Below are 21031 nucleotides of genomic sequence, written 5' to 3' on the forward strand. Positions count from 1 at the left end.
TGTTTACAGTGAAGACGATGTGATGACGTCTTTAAAATGATGTTAATTTACCTTTACGTTTGCGTCAACTTTAAATATATTGTTGATTAACAAGTTGGCAACATGCAAAGAAAAAGGAATGCAATCATGGAAAGAGACTGCATGGAATTTGATGTTCTGATTGTAGGCGCTGGTCCCGCAGGTTTGTCTGCGGCATGCCGAATCAAACAATTAGCAGCAGAAAAAAAACAAGACCTCTCTGTTTGCGTGGTAGAAAAAGGTTCTGAAGTTGGAGCGCATATTTTATCGGGTGCGGTGTTTGAAACGCGGAGTTTGGATGAGCTTTTTCCCGACTGGGAAGAGAAAGGCGCTCCGCTCAATACCAAAGTAAACCAAGATAAAACCTACTATCTAGGCAATGACATCAATGGTCATGAACTGCCGTCTTGGGCGGTGCCTAATACGTTACATAACAAAGGTAATTACATCATAAGTTTGGGCAGTCTATGCCGATGGATGGCGTTGCAGGCTGAGAACTTGGGGGTGGAGGTCTACCCAGGTTTTACCGCCAGTCAAGCGATCATCGATGAAGATAGTCGTGTTTGTGGCGTGATCACGGGCGATATGGGATTAGATAAAAATGGTGAACAAAAAGGAAATTTCGAACCTGGTATTGAACTGCGAGCGAAGTTTACTTTATTTGCTGAAGGCGCACGGGGGCATATTGGTAAGCAGTTGATTAACCGATTTAATCTTGCTGAAGAGAAAACGCCTCAACACTACGCTATCGGTTTTAAAGAGCTGTGGGAAATCCCATCAGAGCAGCATCAGCAAGGTTTAGTAGTGCACGGATTAGGTTGGCCGTTATCAAATGAAGCTACAGGTGGCAGTTATCTCTACCATTTAGAGGGAAACCAAGTTGCCGTCGGGTTGATTGTTGACTTGAATTATAAGAATCCGCACTTGAGTCCATTTGATGAGTTTCAACGTTTTAAACACCACCCGTTGATTGAGCAATACCTCAAAAATGGGAAGCGTATTAGCTATGGCGCGAGAGCGATTACCAAGGGCGGCTTTCATTCGCTTCCCACGCAGCAGTTTGCTGGTGGCTTGTTAATTGGCTGTGATGCAGGAACACTTAACGGCGCTAAAATCAAAGGCACACACACCGCAATAAAATCTGGAATGCTTGCCGCTGAAGCAGTATGTGAAGCCCTTGAGAGTCAGTCAGTTACTGCTGATTATCAAAAGCATTTCAAACAGTCTTGGCTGTATGAAGAGCTTTATCAAGCACGTAACTTCTCAAGTGGAATCCACCGCTTTGGATCGTGGCTGGGCGGTGGTTTAGCGCTGCTGGAACATAACGTGTTAAAAGGTAAAGCTAAGTGGCATATCCGCTGTGATAAGCCTGATCATCAGTCTCTGTTATTGGCGGAAAACAGCAATGAAATTGTCTATCCGAAGCCTGATGGCGTGTTAAGTTTCGATCGCCTCTCTTCCGTTTATCTATCCAATATCTTCCATGAGGAAGATCAACCATGCCACTTACGACTGGAGAACCAGCGGATCCCTATTGAGCAGAACCTTGAATTATATGCAGAGCCAGCACAGCGCTATTGTCCGGCTGGCGTGTATGAAATCGTACAGGGGGAGCAGCAGCCAGAGCTTCAAATAAATGCGGCCAACTGTATCCACTGTAAGACCTGCGACATCAAAGATCCAAGTCAAAATATTACCTGGACTCCGCCAGAAGGTGGTGGTGGTCCGAACTATCCAAATATGTAAGCGTTTGAGAATAATTTTTATTAACAATTTATTTACTTAAAGTTTGCGTTAGTTCAAATCTTTCTCGATGAACTCGATTGCAACTTAATCTTTCAGGCACTATTCTGATTTTAAATTGACGTTTACGTAAACTGAATGCAAAGTTGATGCATAGGTGTAAAAGCGGTTACCAGTATCAAAGTTAGGTTTGATCAAATAGTGCTCAATGGAACGCACTTAAAATAACGAAAGGGAGATCAACTATGGTATCGGAATCGCCTCTGTTGCAGGTAAACGATATTTCATTGGCTTTTGGTGGGGTGAAAGCTTTAACTGACGTGAGCTTCCATGTGAATGAAAAGGAAATTTTTTCAATCATTGGCCCAAACGGTGCAGGTAAAACCTCAATGCTCAATTGCATCTCTGGTCGATACACACCAAACAAAGGCTCTGTAATCTTCGCTGGAGATGATGTAACTAAACGGACACCTAGCCAACGAGCTGAGTTAGGGTTGGGAAGAACCTTCCAAAACTTAGCGCTCTTTTCTCACATGTCGGTACTGGACAACATCATGGTTGGCCGACACCACCTACTAAAAAACAACTTCGTCACGGGGCCACTCTATTGGTTCTCTAATGCGCAGAAAGAAGAGATGGCGCACCGCAAATATGTGGAAGACGTGATCGATTTTCTAGAAATCCAGCACATCCGAAAAGCGACTGCAGGCACCCTATCTTACGGCTTACGTAAGCGTGTAGAGCTTGCTCGTGCCATTGCCTTAAAACCTAAGTTACTGCTGCTTGATGAACCAATGGCAGGTATGAACTTGGAAGAAAAGGAAGACATGGCACGTTACATCATGGATCTGAATGAAGAATTAGATATCACGATCATCATGATTGAGCACGACATGGGCGTGGTCATGGACATCTCTAATCGCGTTTTGGTTTTGGATTTCGGGAAACACATTGCTACAGGTGAGCCTGAAGAAGTGATGGCCAACCCACATGTGAAACAAGCGTACTTAGGCGAAGAGCTACCGACATTAGAGGAGAGTGCATAATGGCACAGCAACATAATGATTGGGCAGATATAACCCGCTTAGATACCTTTCCAAAAGTGTTGCAACACAATGCCAAGAACTGGCCCGAACAAGTCGCAATGCGTGAAAAGGAGTTTGGTATATGGCGAGAGTTCACTTGGAAGGATTACGAAAACCGCGTCAAGTGGATGGCACTGGCACTACAAGATTTGGGTATTGGTGAGCAAGATGTCGTTGGTTTGTTAGGTGATAACCGCCCGGAATGGGTATGGGGCGAGTTAGCGGCACATGCGATCAAAGGTTTCTCGCTGGGCATCTATCAAGATTCTATGCACGAAGAGGTGGCGTACCTTATCAACTATGCCAAAGCAAAAGTCGTGATTGCCGAAGATGAAGAGCAATGCGACAAGCTGCTTGAGCTTGGTGATGAAATTCCTAGCGTTGAATACATTATTTACTGCGATCCTCGTGGAATGCGTAAATACGATGATCCAAGATTGATTGATGTTGAACAGGTCTACAAAAAAGGTCAGCTGATTGATAAAGCGGACCCAGACAAATATCTCAATATGGTTGTTGAAACCAAAGGCAGCGATCTTTCAATTCTTTGTACAACGTCGGGTACGACTTCTAAACCAAAATTGGCTCAGCTACACAGTGGCACGTTCTTGGATCACTGTGCGGCTTACTTGCGTGCAGACCCTCGTTCCCCAGGCGACAACTACGTTTCTGTTCTGCCTTTGCCTTGGATTATGGAGCAGGTTTACGTGGTTGGTCAGGCGTTGATTTCTCGTCAAATCGTTAACTTTGTGGAAGAACAAGAAACCATGATGTCCGACTTGCGTGAAATCGGTCCAAACTTTGTGCTGTTAGCGCCACGTGTGTGGGAAAACATTGTGGCAGACGTGTCTGCACGAATGATGGATTCGACACCGTTTAAGCAAAAGATGTACAAACTGGGCATGAGCTTAGCCAACAAAGCGTTAGAGCAGGGCAAACGTTCTAAACTCGCCGAATGGATTCTTTTGCGTGCTTTGCGAGACCGTTTAGGCTTTTCGAACCTAACATCTGCTGCAACGGGCGGCGCGGCGATGGGGCCTGACACTTTCCGTTACCTACAAGCTATTGGTGTGCCACTTAAGCAGCTTTATGGTCAGACCGAAATGTGTGGCGCATACACCGTGCACCAAGCGGATGATGTGGATTACGATTCCGTTGGTGTTGCGTTTGATAATGCAGAAGTGAAAGTCATCAACCCAGACAGCAATGGCGTTGGTGAAATCATCGCGAAAAGTACAGGCATGTTTACTGGCTACTTAAACAACCAAGCAGCATATGATGAAGATGTTCAAGATGGTTGGATGCACACAGGCGATGCGGGCTATTTTAAAGATTCCGGTCACTTGGTGGTGATTGATCGTCTGAAAGATATGTCGGAAACCAGCCATGGCGACCGTTATTCGCCACAGTTTATCGAAAACAAACTCAAGTTCTCGCCGTTTATTGCAGAAGCCGTGGTGGTAGGTAAAGGTCGACCTTGGCTGTCTGCCATCATCTGTATTCGCTATGCGATCGTCGCGAAGTGGGCAGAGCAACGCGGCTTGGCATTTACCAACTACACCAACTTATCTGCTCAACCAGAAGTGTACCAAGCGATTCGTGAAGAAGTTCAAAAAGTGAACGAATCCCTACCGGATGCACAGAAGATCAGTAAATTCATTCTACTTTACAAAGAGTTGGATGCCGACGATGGAGAGCTAACTCGCACACGTAAAGTACGCCGTGGTGTGGTTGCAGAGAAATACGGAGACATCATCGAAACCATCTACAGCGACGATCCAAAAGTCGATGTCGATACAGTGATCACTTATCAAGATGGCACTAAAACACGCATTCAAACGTCGCTAGTTATTGAAACGCTTATTGAGCATGAGCCAACACTAGTGGATAGCGAACAACGGAGGATCGCATAGTGAATACGGATTTATTACTGCAACTCGTCATTAATGGCGTGATCGTTGGCATGTTGTATGGCGTTGTCGCCATGTGCTTTGTATTGATTTACAAATCGACCCAGGTGGTCAACTTTGCTCAGGGTGAGTTCCTGTTGATTGGCGCATGGGTATGTTGGGCGGCATTGGTACACCTACAGTTACCGTTTTTTATCGGCTTTTTACTCACGCTCGCGTTCATGATGATTTTTGGTATCGCCGTGCAAACCATTGTGCTCAGACCGTTGATTGGTGAACCGATTATCTCTGTGATCATGGTGACCATCGGTCTATCGATGTTTTTCCAAGCGCTGATGAAGTGGATATTCGGCGTCTCGGCTGTTTCGTACCCGCAAGTGTTCGAAACCAACGTGGTGAATATCGGAGGTTTGAATGTTGAGTTTGCTTACATTCTGAGCTTGATCTTCTCAATGCTCATCATGGGCGCGTTCTACTGGTTCTTCAAATTCAGCAAAATGGGTCTGGCAATGCGCGCAACGGCATTCAACCAGCAAGTAGCCCAGAGTCTTGGCATTTCCATCAAGAAAGTGTTCGCCATCAGTTGGGCTATTTCGGCAATGGTATCTGCAACAGCAGGGATTGTTATCGGTATCGTTAACGGCGTATCTGACGCGCTATCCATTATTGGTATCAAAGTTTTCCCAGCCGTTATTTTAGGTGGCTTAGATTCGGTAGTCGGCGCAATTGTCGGTGGTATTACCATCGGGGTGCTAGAAAACTTGGCTGAGTTTTTTGATAGCCAATACCTGCAAGTGGGTAACTTATACAACATCGCACCATTCTATGTGCTGTTAATCATTCTTGCCTTCAAGCCATATGGCCTGTTTGGTACCAAAGATATTGAGCGTATTTAAGGAGAAATAACATGGCTCAACTTAGCATGCGCCCATGTGGGGATTTTCGAACCACATACAAAAGCGATACGCCAATTTTTGAAACCAAAACCATCAGAAGCCTTGCGATTGCTGGTGTCATCGCCATGCTGGCAGCACCGCTGGTCTTGGATATTTACTTCCTAAACCTGTTTATTCAGATTGCATACCTCGGTATCGCGGCATTGGGCTTAAACATTTTGGTTGGTTTTACCGGACAAATCTCGCTAGGTCACGGTGCGTTCTTTGGCTTTGGCGCCTTTGCATCGGCTTGGCTAAATAACCAGTTTAACATTCCAGTCGTGTTTGCGATTCCGCTCGCGGGTTACTTAACCATGATTGTGGGGATGCTGTTTGGTCTGCCAGCGGCTCGAATTAAAGGTTTATACCTAGCTATCGCAACGTTGGCGGCGCAGTTTATTCTAGAGGACTTCTTTGCTCGCGCAGATTGGTTCAGTGGCGGCTCATACGGTGCAAGCGCGAACCCAATTAATTTGTTTGGCTTTGAGTTTACGACTGACGAAAGCTTCTTCTATATCGCTCTGTTTGCGCTGATCTTCATGTATATGTGGGCATCAAACTTAATCCGTTCTCGTGACGGTCGCGCGTTTGTCTCAGTACGAGATCACTATCTGTCAGCAGAGATCATGGGCATCAACCTAACCAAGTATCGTCTGCTCTCATTTGGAGTGTGTGCATTCTATGCGGGCATCGGGGGTGCACTCTACGGACATTATCTAGGGTTTGTATCAGCAGAAGGTTTCACCATCATGATGTCTATCCAGTTTTTGGCCATGATCATCATTGGTGGCTTAGGCTCAGTCAAAGGTACGCTGATGGGTACGATATTTATCGTACTGCTGCCTGAAGTTTTAGAGTTTGGCGTAACGGGGCTTTCAGCGTTTGGTGATACCACCGCTTTCACTGATGGTCTGGCTTACTTCAAAGAGATGGCGATTGGTTTAGTCATCATGCTGTTCCTCATTTTCGAACCTCAAGGATTATCGCATCGCTGGCAACAGATTCGAGCATATTGGAAACACTATCCGTTCTCATATTAACGTGGAATTAAGTGGAATATACCTCAATAACAAGGACAACGAGTTATGAACAAAGGACATTTAGCGACAACGTTGGTGCTGTCATCTGCACTGTTTACTACCGCAACTTGGGCAAAAGATTCTGTGTTTGTCGGGCAATTAGTCGACTTTTCTGGACCAACTGCCTATGTGAGCAAGCCTTATGGTTCTGGCGTGCGAGACGCATTGCGTTGGATTAACCAAAACGGTGGCATTAACGGTACCGAGCTCGAATTTGAAACAGTAGACATGGCGTACAAAGTACCAGTGGCGATTTCTAACTATAAACGTTGGGTTGCGCGTAAAGACATGGTTGCGCTGCAAGGTTGGGGTACGGCGGATACCGAAGCGCTTATTTCGTTTGTTACCAAAGACAAAGTGCCGGTGTTCTCTGCTTCTTACTCTGGTCACTTAACTGACCCAACTGGCAAAAACCCAAAAACCGCGAAACCAGCGCCTTATAATTTCTTTTATGGTGCGTCGTACTCAGATGCGTGCCGTGCGCTAGTTAAGTGGGCGAAAGAAGATTGGGAATCTAAGGGCAATCAAGGTGCGCCGAAATTTACGCACATTGGCGATAACCATCCATTCCCGAATGCGCCAAAAGAAGCGTGTGCAGAGTACGCCAAAGAGCTTGGTTTTGATGTGCAAAACCCAGTCGTTGTGTCACTAAAACCAGGGGACTTTAAAGCGCAATGTTTGTCGCTGAAAGAGTCAGGCACCAACTACGGTTACATTGCCAATATCGGTAGCTCGGTTATCTCACTAGTGAAGTCTTGTAACACGGTTGGGACAGAGTTCCAGTACATGGCAAACATTTGGGGCGGCGACAAGCCAGTGCTTGAAGCAGCAGGCGATGGCCTTAAAGATTACGTTTTCCCAGGTATGACGGCGTTTTGGGGAGACGATAACGAAGGCATGAAGCTGGTTCGTGAGATTTCTAAGCAGTCTGAATCAGAGCCGGGCGAATTCAGAACTCACCATTACATTCGCGGTATCTGTTCTGCGTTCTATATGAAAGAAGCGATGGAGTGGGCGAAAGATAATGGTGGCATCACAGGTGAAAACATCAAGAAGGGCATGTATGTCCATGACAACTGGGTACCACAAGGCTTAGAAGGTGTTTGTGTCCCTGCGAACTGGAAACCGGAAGATCACCGAGGCACAACAACCGTGAACGTCTTTATGGGCAACAACGATGGCGGCGCAGTTGATATCAAGAAAGTATCACAGGTGACATTGTCACGTCGTGACGATTGGCTAGGTTACTAATCTACGACTTATTAATAACAAAGCTTACTGAAAATAAGGATGGGTGAGAGAACACTCTCACCCTAGCAAGGAGTAGCTTGATGGCTGAATTAGCAACGAATATCGAACCGGCAGAAATACTGCTTTCAGTGAACAACATTGAAGTCGTCTACGACGAAGTAATACTAGTACTTCGCGGTGTGAGTTTAGAAGTTCCAAAAGGGCAGATTGTGACCTTACTGGGGGCCAACGGTGCGGGTAAATCCACAACGTTGAAAGCCATTTCTGGTTTATTGAAAACCGAAGATGGTGAAGTGACGCGCGGCGAAATCAACTTCATGGGCGAGCGTATAGACAACAAAAGCCCGGAAGAGATCGTCCGTTCGGGCATCTTCCAAGTTATGGAAGGGCGCCGAATTGTTGAAGATATGACGGTAATAGAAAATCTTCGCTTAGGCGCTTATACACGCACTGACAACGAAGTTGAACAAGACATCGAAATGGTGTTTGACTATTTCCCGCGACTCAAAGAGCGCACTGGCCTGGCGGGCTATTTGTCTGGCGGTGAGCAACAAATGTTAGCGATTGGCCGAGCGTTAATGGCTCGACCGAAGATGATTTTGTTGGACGAACCGTCTATGGGGCTTTCTCCACTGCTAGTTAAAGAAGTATTCAGCATTATTAACAAGATCAACAAAGAGCAAGGTATTACCATGCTTTTGGTTGAACAGAATGCCAACTTCGCTCTTCAAGCGGCCGATTACGGTTACATCATGGAATCAGGCAAAATCGTACTAGATGGCAGCAAGCACGAATTGCTAAACAATGAAGACGTAAAAGAATTCTACCTTGGCGGCGGCGATGAAGATCGCAAGAGCTTTAAGAATCTGAAATCTTACAAACGTCGTAAGCGTTGGTTGTAAGGAGCAAGGATGAACGAACTATTTGATGCGAAAGAATCGTTGTCTCTACAGGCGCGAGAAGAGTCGTTGTTTCAACGTCTGCCAACGTTGATTGAAAATTCGAAAGTCAATAGCGAACATTACGCGGCGCATTTTTCTGGGTTAGAGCCTACATTGGCAAACAATCGTGAAGGGCTTGCTCAGTTCCCGATTACACGTAAGTTCAATGTACCTAATCAGCAGCAACTTAAACCGCCGTTTGGTGGCTTAAATAGCGTTGCCATTGGTCAAATGGCGCGTGTTTTTCAGTCTCCTGGGCCTTTATATGAGGCTCAAACGGATGAGGCCGATTTCTGGCGTATGGGGCGCGCGTTTCACGCTGCTGGGTTCTGTGCGGGTGATTTAGTGCATAACACGCTCTCTTACCATTTCTCTCCTGGCGGATTTATTATGGATGGTGGCGCAAGGGCTTGTGGCTGTGCGGTATTTCCGGCTGGAGTAGGCAATACCGAAGCGCAAATAGAGGCAATTAAACAGCTTCAACCTAATGGTTACACTGGCACACCTTCTTATTTGCTGACGTTGCTACAAAAGTACCAAGAGAAATACAATGAGCTGCCTAGCTTTGAGAAAGCTCTGGTCTCTGGTGAAGCGGTTACAGCAGGCATGCAACAGATGTTTGAGGAAAAAGGCATTGCAGTCTTTCAAGCCTACGCAAGTGCAGAGCTTGGTTTGATTGCTTATCAAGTGTCTGGTGAACAAGGATTAGTGATTGCCGAAGATATTATTGTTGAAATCGTTGATCCTGATGGTGTTCCTGTACAACCGGGAGAAGTCGGTGAAGTCGTTGTAACGTCGCTCGATGAGAAGTTCCCGCTGATTCGCTACGCAACGGGAGATTTATCGGCATATCTAGAGACAAGTTCTGATTCTTCACGCACGAATGCACGAATTAAGGGCTGGATGGGACGAGCAGACTCCGCGGTGAAAGTAAAAGGGCTGTTTGTTTATCCGCATCAAATCCAAGAAGTCTGTCGTCGCCACGATATTAAAGGCTCCTTGAAAATTGAGCGCGATGGCTTCAACGATGCCATTACTTTTTGTTGTCATGATGTGCATGTATCAGCAGAGGACATTCAAGCAACACTACAGTCAGTCACTAAACTGAAAGGCAATGTCCAGTTTGTACCGAACCAAGTGGAGCAGCCGTTAATCAATGATCTTCGCAGTTAACTCATTGGTGGCATAAGTGCAGTAGAAAGTGGTTGTCATAAAAAACTAACAACGTCAGACAAAAGGCTAGAAAAGGGATACCACATTGCGCTGCGTATCCCTTTATTTTTTACTACCGCAATCAGGGAGCGGGTAAATGAAACAGGCACCAATGATTAACACACAATTCTGGGATGATTTGTTTATCCGAGGCACTATGCCTTGGGATGCCCAATCGACACCTCAAGAACTCAAGGACTATCTCGACAATTCACTTCATGTAGGCCAGTCAGTGTTTATTCCTGGGTGTGGTGCCGCTTATGAACTGAGCACTTTTATTCAATATGGGCATGACGTGATCGCGATGGATTACAGCCAAGAAGCGGTAAAAATGGCGCAATCAGCGTTAGGTAACTACAAAGATAAAGTCGTATTGGGTGATGTATTTAATGCCGATTTTTCTCACTCGTTTGATGTCATTTACGAGCGGGCCTTTCTCGCAGCACTACCAAGAGACATGTGGTCAGAATACTTTGCTATGGTGGATAAATTATTGCCAAGCGGAGGTTTTCTAATTGGTTTTTTCGTCATTGATGATAATTACCTATCACGCTTCCCTCCATTTTGTTTGAGAAGTGGGGAACTGGCATCTTTTCTAGAGCCCACGTTTGAACTTGTGGAATCCTCAGTGGTGGTAAACAGTGTTGAGGTTTTTAAAGGCAGAGAGCAATGGATGGTGTGGCAGAAACGTTAGTCGTCACTGAGACTTCTTTAGAAAGTATTCGCGGAAACTGTCTGGTTCTTTGTGAATCGCTGATACATAAGTCTTCACTCTATACCTGATGGAATGCTCACATAGTTTGTCGGTTTGTGTGAAACATTAATTTCTCGTTGCTGGTTTAAGTTGTTGAGATATCTCTAACAGCGGTTGAGTGGTTGAGTTTATTGCTGGCATGGGTTGTGTGCTCAGAGCGTAAAGCGACAGATCAGCATCGATCCGAAAGGTAGTAGAACGTCTCTTACTGATCTGTCTATTTCATGCTTATACTATTTTAGGTTGACCATCTGATGCGGTGGCACCGCCGTCTACAGGTAGGTTTACGCCATTAATGAAAGATGCGTCATCACTTGCCAAGAAAGTCACGACAGACGCAATTTCTTCAGGTTCGGCTGCTCGGCCAAGCGCAATGCGCTCATTGAATTTATCGCGGATGTCCTGCGGCCAGCCGTTTGTCATGTTGGTTTTTACTAAACTTGGGCATACGGCGTTAATTCTTACCCCATCCGCACCATGGTCCAATGCCATCGCTCGGGTAAGGTTCACCACTGCACCTTTACTCGCGCAATAGAATGCGGCACCCCAGTCACCACCCAAACCGGAAACGGACGCGGTATTTACCATACAACCTTTCGTTTTTAAGAGTTCAGGCAAAGCAAACTTCGCGCAATAAACGACGCCGTCAATGTTTACACCAGAGATCTTCTTCCAGTCTTCCACACTACCTTCAATCACGGAACCAGGGACATGTACGCCAGCATTGTTTACTAAAATATCCAGTTTACCGAAACGGGTAACAACATCAGAAATCAGTGCTGCGACTTTTTCTGGGTCAGAAACATCAATAGAATGCGCAGACACACGCTGTTTATCAAAGCCCTCAACGGCGTTTGCCAACTGCTCTTCATTCCAATCGGCAAGAGCGACGTTTGCGCCTTCTTCATACAAACGTTTTGCGATGGCCAAACCAATGCCATTGGCAGAACCAGTGACGAGTGCGACTTTATTTTTTAATCCTCTCATGCGATTTCTCCTTCGAAACTTACAAAAACGGGATCTTGATTTTTCTCTGTGCGCGGCAACATCAGTTTGTCGTTGTCGCTGTAATCTACGGGGATAGCCACCACTGCTGGTCCTTCAACGTCCATGGCTTTATTCAATGTCGGTAGCAATTCGTGTTGACTAGTCACTGCGAAGCCTTTCGCGCCAAATGACTCGGCGTAGGCCTTGAAATCAATTGGTCCAAATTTCACACCAGAGCAGCGCTGATATTTGTTGATCTCTTGCATTTCTACCATGTTGTAGGCGTTATCAACCCACACAATATGGACGATATTGCAGTTCAGTCTAACCGCGGTTTCTAACTCCATGCTCGATTGCATAAAACCGCCGTCTCCTGATATCGATACCACTTTGCTACCAGGTTTTAGTAGGCTGGCACCAATGGCCCATGGCAGTGCAACGCCCATCGTTTGTTGGCCGTTAGACACCAGCATTTGGCGAGCTCGAAAACAGCTTAAGTAACGAGCGATCCAGATGTGGAAGCTCCCCATATCAAGGCATAGCGTGGTATCTGGTGTGATGATAGATTGCATGGCTTTAATTAGCGCCAGTGGATGAAACCCTTGCTTGTTATAGACTTTGGGATAAGCCTTGATCACTTGCCGTTGCAGTGCTACCTCTTCCAGTATTGAAAGTGCCGTTGGGGAAAGGCGAGCATATTCAGAGATATAGCTGCCCATTTTATCTAATGACTGCGCAATGTTTCCGACGATTTCAACACAAGGTTGATAATTAAGTTGGTATTCTGCTGGTTCAATATCGAGGTGAATCACTGGGTTGCGGTGGCTGTTCCAAAGCTCAGGGTCATACTCTATTGGGCTAAAGCCGATGGTGAGAATTAAATCGGCGTCCCGCAGTAAAACATCGCCAGGTTGGTTATTAAACAAACCGACACGCCCAGCAAAGTGATGATAGTAATTGATGTCTACCGTGCCGGCGGCCTGGTAAGTGCCGACAACGGGTAGCTGCGTATTTTGAAGAAATCGGGCGATAGCAGCAGCGTTTTGACTGCGGCTCGCGTGAAGGCCAAGTAAAACCACACAGCGCTTTGCTTTACTGATTCGACTGACCGCTTCTTCGATTGCTACGATGTCTGCGCAACCAGGCTGTGTGTAAGGCGAGGGGACAATAATGTCCGTTTGGGTTTGCTCGGATAAAACATCTTGGGGGAGACTCAAAAAGCAAGCCCCAGGACGACCTGACTCTGCGATACGAAATGCGTTCGCCATGATCTCGCTTGCGGCGTCCACATGCTGCACTTCAGCACTGAACTTAGTTATAGAGCGAAAAATACTGACGGTATCCATGCTCTGGTGTGTTTGTTTTTGCTGGTCAGTTCGTTTCACCGCACCACCGATAGCAATCAGCGGATCGCCTTCGGAGTTTGCTGTTGCCACCCCCGTAACTAGATTTCCACAGCCAGGGCCTGACGTAACCATTGTGACGCCTGCTTTGCCGGTTAGTCTTCCCATAACGCCCGCCATAAATGCGCCGTTAGCCTCGTGGCGTACCGGAATCATTTGGATGTTAGTGTCTTCAATCGCATCGAACAGTCGATCGATTTTTGCACCGGGAATACCGAAAATGTACTTAATGCCGAGAGACTCTAGCTGTTGAGCGATCAACTGAGCTCCATTTTTATTTGAAGGTTTGGATTGCATTTGTTGTCCTTATTATTTGCCTGACTTTGTTACTTTTCCGCCTTTTCTATGGCGGTATTTATATCTTCCGGAGCCAAATTGGCGTTGAGGAAGTCTGTCGATACTGGGGTATCAATCACTAGCCGTGAGACTTTGCCAATCTGGAGAAATCCTGACGAAATGCTGTAATCCTGGATATGACCACCTCCTTGGCGGTCATCGGTAATAAAATGTTCGTGATAGCCGGGTACATTGATGCCAGTCGTATATTTAGGACTGCGAAAGCCGGCGACCACGCCTTGCTTATGCGTGAAGCGGAATGTTGGTTGTTCTTTGACCACTTCAAGCATTGGTCGATAAGGGCGTGTTTGTTTAGGTACGGTACGAGTACGAACTGAATCGAAAACACCATCAATGCGCACTGCGCAAAATAGGTTATCGCTTGGAACCAGGTCGTCTATGAGGCTATGGACTTCATGACGTGACATGCGCGATGTCAATGGCAGCTCGATATCAGGCTTAAAAAAAGTCATGACAGCAAAGGGCGTTTTTTGCTCTAGGTCTGCCGGGTTTGCGGAGCCATCCGACTTGAGTTGAAAAACTTCCTTATCAAAAGCAATCAACTCACCATCCAATTCATTGAACGTACCTAAACCAAAATCCCCATGTTTCAGCAGTTCTTCTATGGTTGTCGAGCCTTCGTAAACACCAGCGATCAAAGCACTCATTAACGAAGTCTGATAAATCTCACCATCTCCGGTAACGTGATGGTATTCAGAAAATTCTTTCGCTACTTCAAGCGAACAAGCGCATAGAGGGTTATAAAATCCACGCATGAGTAAGACCAGTTATGCAATGAAGAGTATATTTAGATTGACTTCTACACGGTGCTAAATCCAATATAAAAAAGATTTATTTTGATATGGAAAATATATGGAATTTCGCTACCTGAAGTATTTTGTCGCGGTCGCCGAGACTCGTCACTTTACCCGAGCAGCTGAACGGTTAGGGATTGCGCAACCTCCTTTGAGTCAACAAATCAAAAAGCTAGAGCACGAGCTTGGCGTGGACTTATTTAAGCGCTTGTCTAGAGGAGTAGAACTGACCCATGCAGGGCAAGTCTTTTATACGGATGCGGTAAATATTCTTGCTGATGTGGAACGCGCTAAAGCAAAAGCCCGACAGATTGCCCGTGGTGAAAATACGCAGGTTAAAATTGGGTTCGCGACGTCAACATCAACCTGCATTAAGGTATTGGAGAGGATTGGGCGTATTCAAGAGAATGGGGTTCATTTACAGACGGCGGAACTGTCAATGCCAGAGCTTGCCACTCAGTTAAAAAGCAAACAACTTGATCTCGCAATCATGCGGCTACCCTGTTACGCCAGTGAGCCTTTTGAGCATAAGGTGTTGTTTAACGACCCGTTTGTCGCAGTGATTCCGGCGGGCCACGAACTGGCAAAATATCCCTGTATCCAGATGAAACAGTTGAGAGGCCATAAAATTTTACTGTTTCCACGAGAGACTGGACCCGCATTGTTTGATGGCATGAGCACACTTTTTGCCGACGCAGGAGTAAGGCCCGAACCACAGTTCGCAGCACCGCAACTTCGTACGACGATTGCCATGGCGCAGGCCGGGTTAGGTATCGCTCTCGTACCGCGCTCACTGGCTGAACATCTCGATGATTCCGCGACAGTCGCCGAGATTGATGATATCCCTCTCACTAGTCGTGTTGTTGTTGCTTGGGAGGCATCTAATCTCAATAAACAAGCGTTAAAAGTAGCCATGCACATCGGTCATGTAGAGGCTCTGCTTTAGGCCAAATCATTAGCTCAACACCGCTTGATAAAAAGGCTTCGTTTTATAAACGTTTTTGTTCTTTGGTGATCCAAATACGATATACACTTAATAAGTTGTATCATATTTTCATTGTGATTTGTTTCACGTTAGAGCTGTTTAAATAGATATTATTTTATCAATATTTACTGTATGACCCATCAATAATCATAGAATTTTAAATTCCAGTTAGACTTGAATGTATTGAGAGAGTAAAAGTTAACTCAGTTTCATATGTCAGCCAGCTGGAAGGAATTGAAAGTGTTAGATACAAGTGTCCAAGAGACATTAATTAACGGCATTGAATTAGATATTGATATTACTCCGACTTTTTCACTTGCTGCTCAGCAAAACTCTTATCCAATAATTAAGTCTATCCGAGTGAGTTACCCTAAAAAAGAGGAACAAGAATCCCCCACATATCGGTCGCTTGTTCTTAAACTCGAAGGAGTTGAAGGCTGGCTAGATGAAACATCATGGCATATTGATCGCTTAGAGCCTGGTGAGGTAGTAAGTTTAAAAGTAAAAGAGTTACAGTTTCCCTTTGATAAGCTGTTTGGGTTAACTGAAGAAGTAAAACTATCTTTGTTTTTTAAATTGATGAGTGACGATGGAGAGGTACTCAAAGAGTGTAAAGTTCCTCTTGATGTTCTGCCTGCTGATTATTGGGGCGGAGAGAGCCGTCAACCAGCTCTGTTAGGTGCATTTGTCAAGCCCAACGGTGTATATGTTGAATCTCTTATTCACAAGGTTACACAAGTTCTTGAAAAAGGTGGCTATGGGCGCTCTGTCGATGGCTATCAGTCGAATACACGTGAAAAGCCGTACCTAATGATCGCAGCTTTGTGGAACGTAATTTTTCAAGAAAAGCTAGCTTATGTAAGCCCGCCTAAGGGGTTTGCGAAATTGGGTCAGCGCGTTAGGCTGCCTTCTGATATTAGTAATTCCAGAATGGCGGCTTGTTTGGATTTGTCTGTGTTGTTTGCTAGTTGTATCGAAGCAATGGGTTTGAATCCTGTCGTGGCAATCACGGAAGGTCATGCTTTTGCGGGTGCTTGTCTTATTGATGAAAGATTACCTATCTTAACAAATGATGACCCTCAGGATGTAAGAAAACGGATAGATAACCGTGATCTAGTGTTGTTTGAAACGACTTTAGTTACTAGTGACTCTCCAATTACTTTTGAGCAGTCGAGAGAGCATGCTCGAGAATTGCTATCAGAAGAACATGAAAAACAGTTTGTGATGGTCATTGATATTGCTCAAGCGAGAGCGCAAGCGATAAAACCACTCTCAACCGTAGAAGCTACACGAGAAGAAAAAACGTCAGAAGATACTTCAGTTGAGCTGATGTTACCTGTTGTTCCACCTTTACCCCCTGTGCGAAAAGAAGAACAAGTTATAGAGGAAACTCCAGAAACTAGGATCGATACTTGGTCACGCAAGCTTCTTGATTTAACAAAGAAAAATAGCCTTATTAACTTTAGTGACCGAGCCATTGCGATCAAATTATATTGTCCTGATATTGCTGCGATCGAAGATATGTTGGCAGATGGCGTAAAATTTAAGTTTCAGTCTGCACAGGAAAGTCCTTACTTTGACTCTGAGCGCGATAACGAATTGTTTCGTCTTCAGTCCGGGTCTGATCTCCATCGAAGCTACGCGTTCAATCAAATTCAGAATAAGATTCTGATTGCTAATCAGTCACCTAATAGATTAGAGCGAAACTCTATAGAGTTGTTCCGAAAAGCAAAAAATGATCTGGAAGAGGGTGGTTCGAATACGCTTTTTCTAGCGCTTGGCTTTTTGAAATGGAAAGAGAACCCAGAAGATACAAGAAGTTATAAAGCTCCTCTATTATTAATTCCCGTAAAGCTTACCCGTCGTAGTGCTCGTGCGTCTGTTTACGTCGAGCAACTTCAAGAAGAAGAACCAATTTTTAATCTTACTCTTATTGAGTTTCTGCAATCCGAGCATGATATCAACCTAAGTGAATTTCGAGATGAATTACCGATGGATGATAGTGGTATAGATGTACCTTATGTATGGCACAGAGTAAGAGACGCCGTTAAGGAACAAGCTGGTTTTGAGTTAGTGGAAGAGCTAGTTTTAGGTTCTTTCTCTTTCGCTAAATATCTGATGTGGAAAGATCTTAAAGATCGGTTAGATGATCTCAAGGAAAATTTATTTGTTAAGCATTTAGTTGATAACCCTAGGGACCCATACCCCCAAGAGAGCTCGTTTATCGAACGAGAAGAAATTGATGAGAAATTAGATCCTGCCTCGATTTATACTCCTTTGAACTGCGACAGTTCTCAGTTGGTTGCAGTGGATGCTTCTGCTCGTTCACAAGATTTCGTTCTGGAAGGGCCTCCAGGAACCGGAAAGTCAGAGACTATCGCTAATATCATTGCTCATAATATCGGGCTCGGGCGAAAAGTACTCTTTGTCGCGGAGAAAATGGCTGCACTGAATGTGGTATATCGCCGTTTACAGAAAGTAGGTTTGGATCATCTTTGCTTGGAACTACATAGCAATAAAGCGAACAAACGAGCAGTTCTTGAACAATTAAATAAGGCATGGCAGAAAAGAGAGGGTTTAAGCTCTGAGGAATGGGAAGCGAATATTATAGAGCTCAAGTCGAGGAGAGATGAGCTTAACAATTATGTTCGTGCTTTACATGGAAAATCGGCATTTGGAATCTCAGCCAGAGACGCTATCTCTACCGTTGCATTAAATGGTGAAACCTTAAAAGTCAAGCTAGATTGGCTCCCTGACATAACAGCAGCTCCTATTTCTACAAAAGAGGATTTAGTTAGGATTAAAGAGTTAGTCGGGAGGCTAGCACTAGCATTCTCTGATATTAAGGGCTTGAACATCAACGCATTTATGCCAGTTTTTGCTACTGAGTGGTCGAATGTTTGGCAGTCTAATTTACTTGCTGTTATTGATGACTGGTTAAAAAACTACGATGTCTTAATAGATTGGACACAACAGGTTCAATCGAGTTTTTCGCTTACCTCGATACGCCAAACGCTTAAAAATGTTGAAGCACTAGAAAGTGCTTATGAGTTGGCAATGATCACAACGTTTGAAGATATTGCATTCGCTGTAGATTCTGGTTCAAAAGAACGAATTGCAGCCATTCAAGAGTTGTCGGTATTAAAAGCAGATTACGACCAGCAGCTTAAAGACATATCGCATGGCGTGACTAGCGACAACTTGTCTAAGTTACCCACAGAGAGATGGCTACAATTGGCTGAAGAAGCTAAAACAAGTTGGTTTAAAGCAATATTTCGCAAGCGTAAGATAAATCGCGAAGCGAAAGAGTTTGGCCTGTCTCAAATTGAAGATTTGTTACTTCTTGAAAAAATTGCGACGGTTCAGAAGCTCAAGAGCTCAATAGAAGAACATATCAACATTATTGGGGACTACTCGGTCTGGAAAGGTTGGGATACGTCTCACGAAATATTAGAAAGCACTGCAGTAACAGGGAAAAAAATTCGTGAGATTGTATCTAACCTAGTTAGCTTGACTGATGAACCCTCTGAAATATTGATTGCGATAAGAAAATGGTTTGTAGATGGGAGAGAGTTTTTAGAAGAGTCGAAAGTATATTCAAGCCTAAATAACTTTTCCAAGGCGGTAAAAGAATTCAAAAACTCGAATTCGATTGTTGCGGAACTTGGAGTCAGTATACCCGAGCAAGCTGAACTTGAATCACTATATCGGAATTTTAATGATATAAAGACTCAGTCAAACAAATTGAAAAACTGGTGTGAGTGGCAATCAGTCAAGCAGAAGGCGTATGACAATAAGCTTGATGTAATGGTTAAAGCTCTGGAATCAGGAGTAAGTAACCCTGAAGAGTTAAATGAGCAATTTCGAGTTGCTTTTTCTTATTGGCTCGCCCCACTTCTTATTGATGCCAGCGATGAGCTTCGAAAGTTCAAAGCTTCAACGCATGAACAAACAATAAAAGAGTTTCAAGTGGTAGACGAACGTGTTGCTAAGATTACAAGCGATTACGTGGTTGCACTTGCTTCGAAGAGTGCTCCTACACAACAATCTATGGAGCAGAGTTCGAAACAATTTGGTGTATTAGCTAAAGAGCTTCAGAAAAAAACTCGGCATATACCAATCCGAAGTTTGATTAGCGAGCTAGGTCATTCGTTATTGGATTTGTGTCCATGTTTAATGATGTCACCATTGTCCGTTGCTCAGTTTTTGCCCTCTGATTTCAGAGGATTTGACTTGGTTGTTTTTGACGAAGCATCACAAATGACCACTTGGGATTCGGTAGGTGCTATAGCGAGAGGGAAAAACGCAATCATTGTCGGTGATCCAAAACAGATGCCCCCAACAAACTTTTTCTCTGCTCGAGGGAATTCGGATGATCCAGATGAAGAAGATCTAGAGTCTATTCTTGACCAAGCGCTTGCTGCGAGGTTACCGCTTAAAAGGTTGATGGGACATTATCGAAGTAGGCATGAAACCCTTATTGCTTTTTCAAATAATAAATATTATGAAAATTCATTAGTAACTTATCCTTCTTCAGAAACAAAAGATTCAGCAGTTTCTTTGCATCGAGTTAATGGAATTTATGCTAAAGGAGCGGGTCGCAACAATACGGCTGAAGCAAAAGCAGTCGTAAATGAAATTGTTCGAAGATTACTGGATAAATATGAACAAGATAAGTCTATAGGTGTAGTAACTTTAAATACTGATCAGCAAAGAACGATTGAAGATCTGTTAGACGACGCAAGAAGACAAAACCCTGCTATCGAAAAATACTTTCAAGAGGGGTCAGGAAGAGATCCTGTTTTTGTTAAGAACCTAGAGTCAGTTCAGGGTGATGAGAGAGACGTAATCATGCTCAGTCTCGCGTATGGTCCTACGGAGCCAGGAGCCAAAACGATGAGTATGAATTTTGGGCCACTCAACAAAAGCGGGGGAGAGCGCCGCTTAAATGTTGCGATTACTCGCGCAACCACGGAGGTTGTTGTCTTTAGTAGTTTTGACTCTTCAATGATTGATTTAAGCAGAACGAACTCGGTTGCCGTTGAGCACTTAAAACACTTCCTTGAATTTGCAGAAAAGGGGCCAATTGCTTTATCTGAGATTGCTTCTGCAGAGCATGGAGTCGATCAATTTGATAGTGATTTTGAAGAAGCGGTAGCTCAAGCTTTAAGAATTAAAGGTTGGAAAATACAAACACAAGTAGGAGTAAGTAAGTTTAGAGTTGATCTCGGAGTACTTCATCCAGACAAGCCTGGCAAGTACATAGCTGGTGTTGAGTGTGATGGGGCTACGTACCACTCTTCTCCTGCAGCCCGAGATAGAGATCGGGTAAGACAGATAGTTTTGGAAGGTCTAGGATGGAATATTGTTAGGTTATGGTCGACGGATTACTTTATTGATCCTGAATATGCAATTGAAAACATTGACTCAAAACTTAGAGAAATACTTGAAGTGGAAAGGGAGCGAGACATACTGCTAGAAGCAGAAGCAGAAGCAGAAGCAGAAGCAGAAGCAGAAGCAGAAGCAGAAGCAGAAGCAGAAGCAGAAGCAGAAGCAGAAGCAGAAGCAGAAGCAGAA

The 21031-nt window shown here is 44.6% G+C and carries 14 protein-coding genes; 11 read left to right on the plus strand and 3 right to left on the minus strand.

From position 1 onward, the window contains the following. The first annotated feature begins 126 nt into the window (after positions 1-126). The 9 genes from KI742_RS02120 (at position 127) to KI742_RS02160 (ending at position 10868) form a co-directional block, all read left to right on the plus strand. A complete protein-coding gene (locus KI742_RS02120; RefSeq protein WP_053304706.1) occupies positions 127-1764 on the plus strand; it encodes an electron transfer flavoprotein-ubiquinone oxidoreductase in 1638 nt (545 codons plus the stop codon). A 242-nt stretch (positions 1765-2006) separates the two neighbouring features. Further along, the gene (locus KI742_RS02125; RefSeq protein WP_005373297.1) at positions 2007-2807 is read left to right on the plus strand and encodes an ABC transporter ATP-binding protein; all 801 of its coding nucleotides are present in this window, start codon (positions 2007-2009) and stop codon (positions 2805-2807) included. Further along, positions 2807-4759 carry a long-chain fatty acid--CoA ligase gene (locus tag KI742_RS02130; RefSeq protein WP_005382741.1) on the plus strand — a complete coding sequence of 651 codons (1953 nt, stop codon included), beginning with the start codon at positions 2807-2809 and terminating at the stop codon, positions 4757-4759. Before KI742_RS02125 ends, KI742_RS02130 begins: the two co-directional genes overlap by 1 nt. Beyond that, on the plus strand, positions 4759-5652 hold the full coding sequence (locus KI742_RS02135; RefSeq protein WP_005373295.1) for a branched-chain amino acid ABC transporter permease: 894 nt from the start codon (positions 4759-4761) through the stop codon (positions 5650-5652). The genes KI742_RS02130 and KI742_RS02135 overlap by 1 nt, the downstream gene beginning before the upstream one ends. 11 nt (positions 5653-5663) lie before the next feature. Then, positions 5664-6731, plus strand: a complete 1068-nt coding sequence (locus tag KI742_RS02140) for a branched-chain amino acid ABC transporter permease (protein ID WP_005382737.1) — start codon at positions 5664-5666, stop codon at positions 6729-6731. Positions 6732-6776: 45 nt separating this feature from the next. Next, a complete protein-coding gene (locus KI742_RS02145; protein ID WP_005373285.1) occupies positions 6777-8021 on the plus strand; it encodes an ABC transporter substrate-binding protein in 1245 nt (414 codons plus the stop codon). 80 nt (positions 8022-8101) lie between these two features. Then, entirely contained in the window at positions 8102-8923 is an 822-nt protein-coding gene (locus KI742_RS02150; RefSeq protein ID WP_005373283.1) for an ABC transporter ATP-binding protein, read from the plus strand. A 9-nt stretch (positions 8924-8932) separates the two neighbouring features. After that, the gene (locus KI742_RS02155) at positions 8933-10135 is read left to right on the plus strand and encodes a phenylacetate--CoA ligase family protein (RefSeq protein WP_285384914.1); all 1203 of its coding nucleotides are present in this window, start codon (positions 8933-8935) and stop codon (positions 10133-10135) included. 136 nt (positions 10136-10271) lie between these two features. Then, entirely contained in the window at positions 10272-10868 is a 597-nt protein-coding gene (locus KI742_RS02160; RefSeq protein ID WP_017820352.1) for a methyltransferase domain-containing protein, read from the plus strand. 288 nt (positions 10869-11156) lie between these two features. On the opposite strand, the gene KI742_RS02165 is transcribed toward KI742_RS02160, so the two are convergent. The 3 genes from KI742_RS02165 to budA are packed head-to-tail and all read right to left on the minus strand — an operon-like array spanning position 11157 to position 14430. After that, the gene (locus tag KI742_RS02165; protein WP_017820351.1) at positions 11157-11915 is read right to left on the minus strand and encodes an SDR family NAD(P)-dependent oxidoreductase; all 759 of its coding nucleotides are present in this window, start codon (positions 11913-11915) and stop codon (positions 11157-11159) included. Then, positions 11912-13615, minus strand: a complete 1704-nt coding sequence (gene alsS / locus KI742_RS02170; protein ID WP_017820350.1) for an acetolactate synthase AlsS — start codon at positions 13613-13615, stop codon at positions 11912-11914. The genes KI742_RS02165 and alsS overlap by 4 nt, the downstream gene beginning before the upstream one ends. Positions 13616-13644: 29 nt before the next feature. Further along, positions 13645-14430 (minus strand): acetolactate decarboxylase, encoded by a 786-nt coding sequence (gene budA, locus KI742_RS02175; RefSeq protein ID WP_017820349.1) that lies wholly within the window; start codon positions 14428-14430, stop codon positions 13645-13647. A 97-nt stretch (positions 14431-14527) separates the two neighbouring features. On the opposite strand from budA, the gene KI742_RS02180 reads away from it, so the two are divergent. After that, on the plus strand, positions 14528-15415 hold the full coding sequence (locus tag KI742_RS02180) for a LysR family transcriptional regulator (RefSeq protein ID WP_262659627.1): 888 nt from the start codon (positions 14528-14530) through the stop codon (positions 15413-15415). 279 nt (positions 15416-15694) lie between these two features. Next, positions 15695-21031 (plus strand): DUF4011 domain-containing protein (locus tag KI742_RS02185; protein WP_285445292.1); only part of this gene is annotated, 5337 nt, incomplete at its 3' end.

This window comes from Vibrio sp. D417a, assembly GCF_030248595.1.
Classification (GTDB): Bacteria; Pseudomonadota; Gammaproteobacteria; order Enterobacterales; family Vibrionaceae; genus Vibrio; species Vibrio alginolyticus.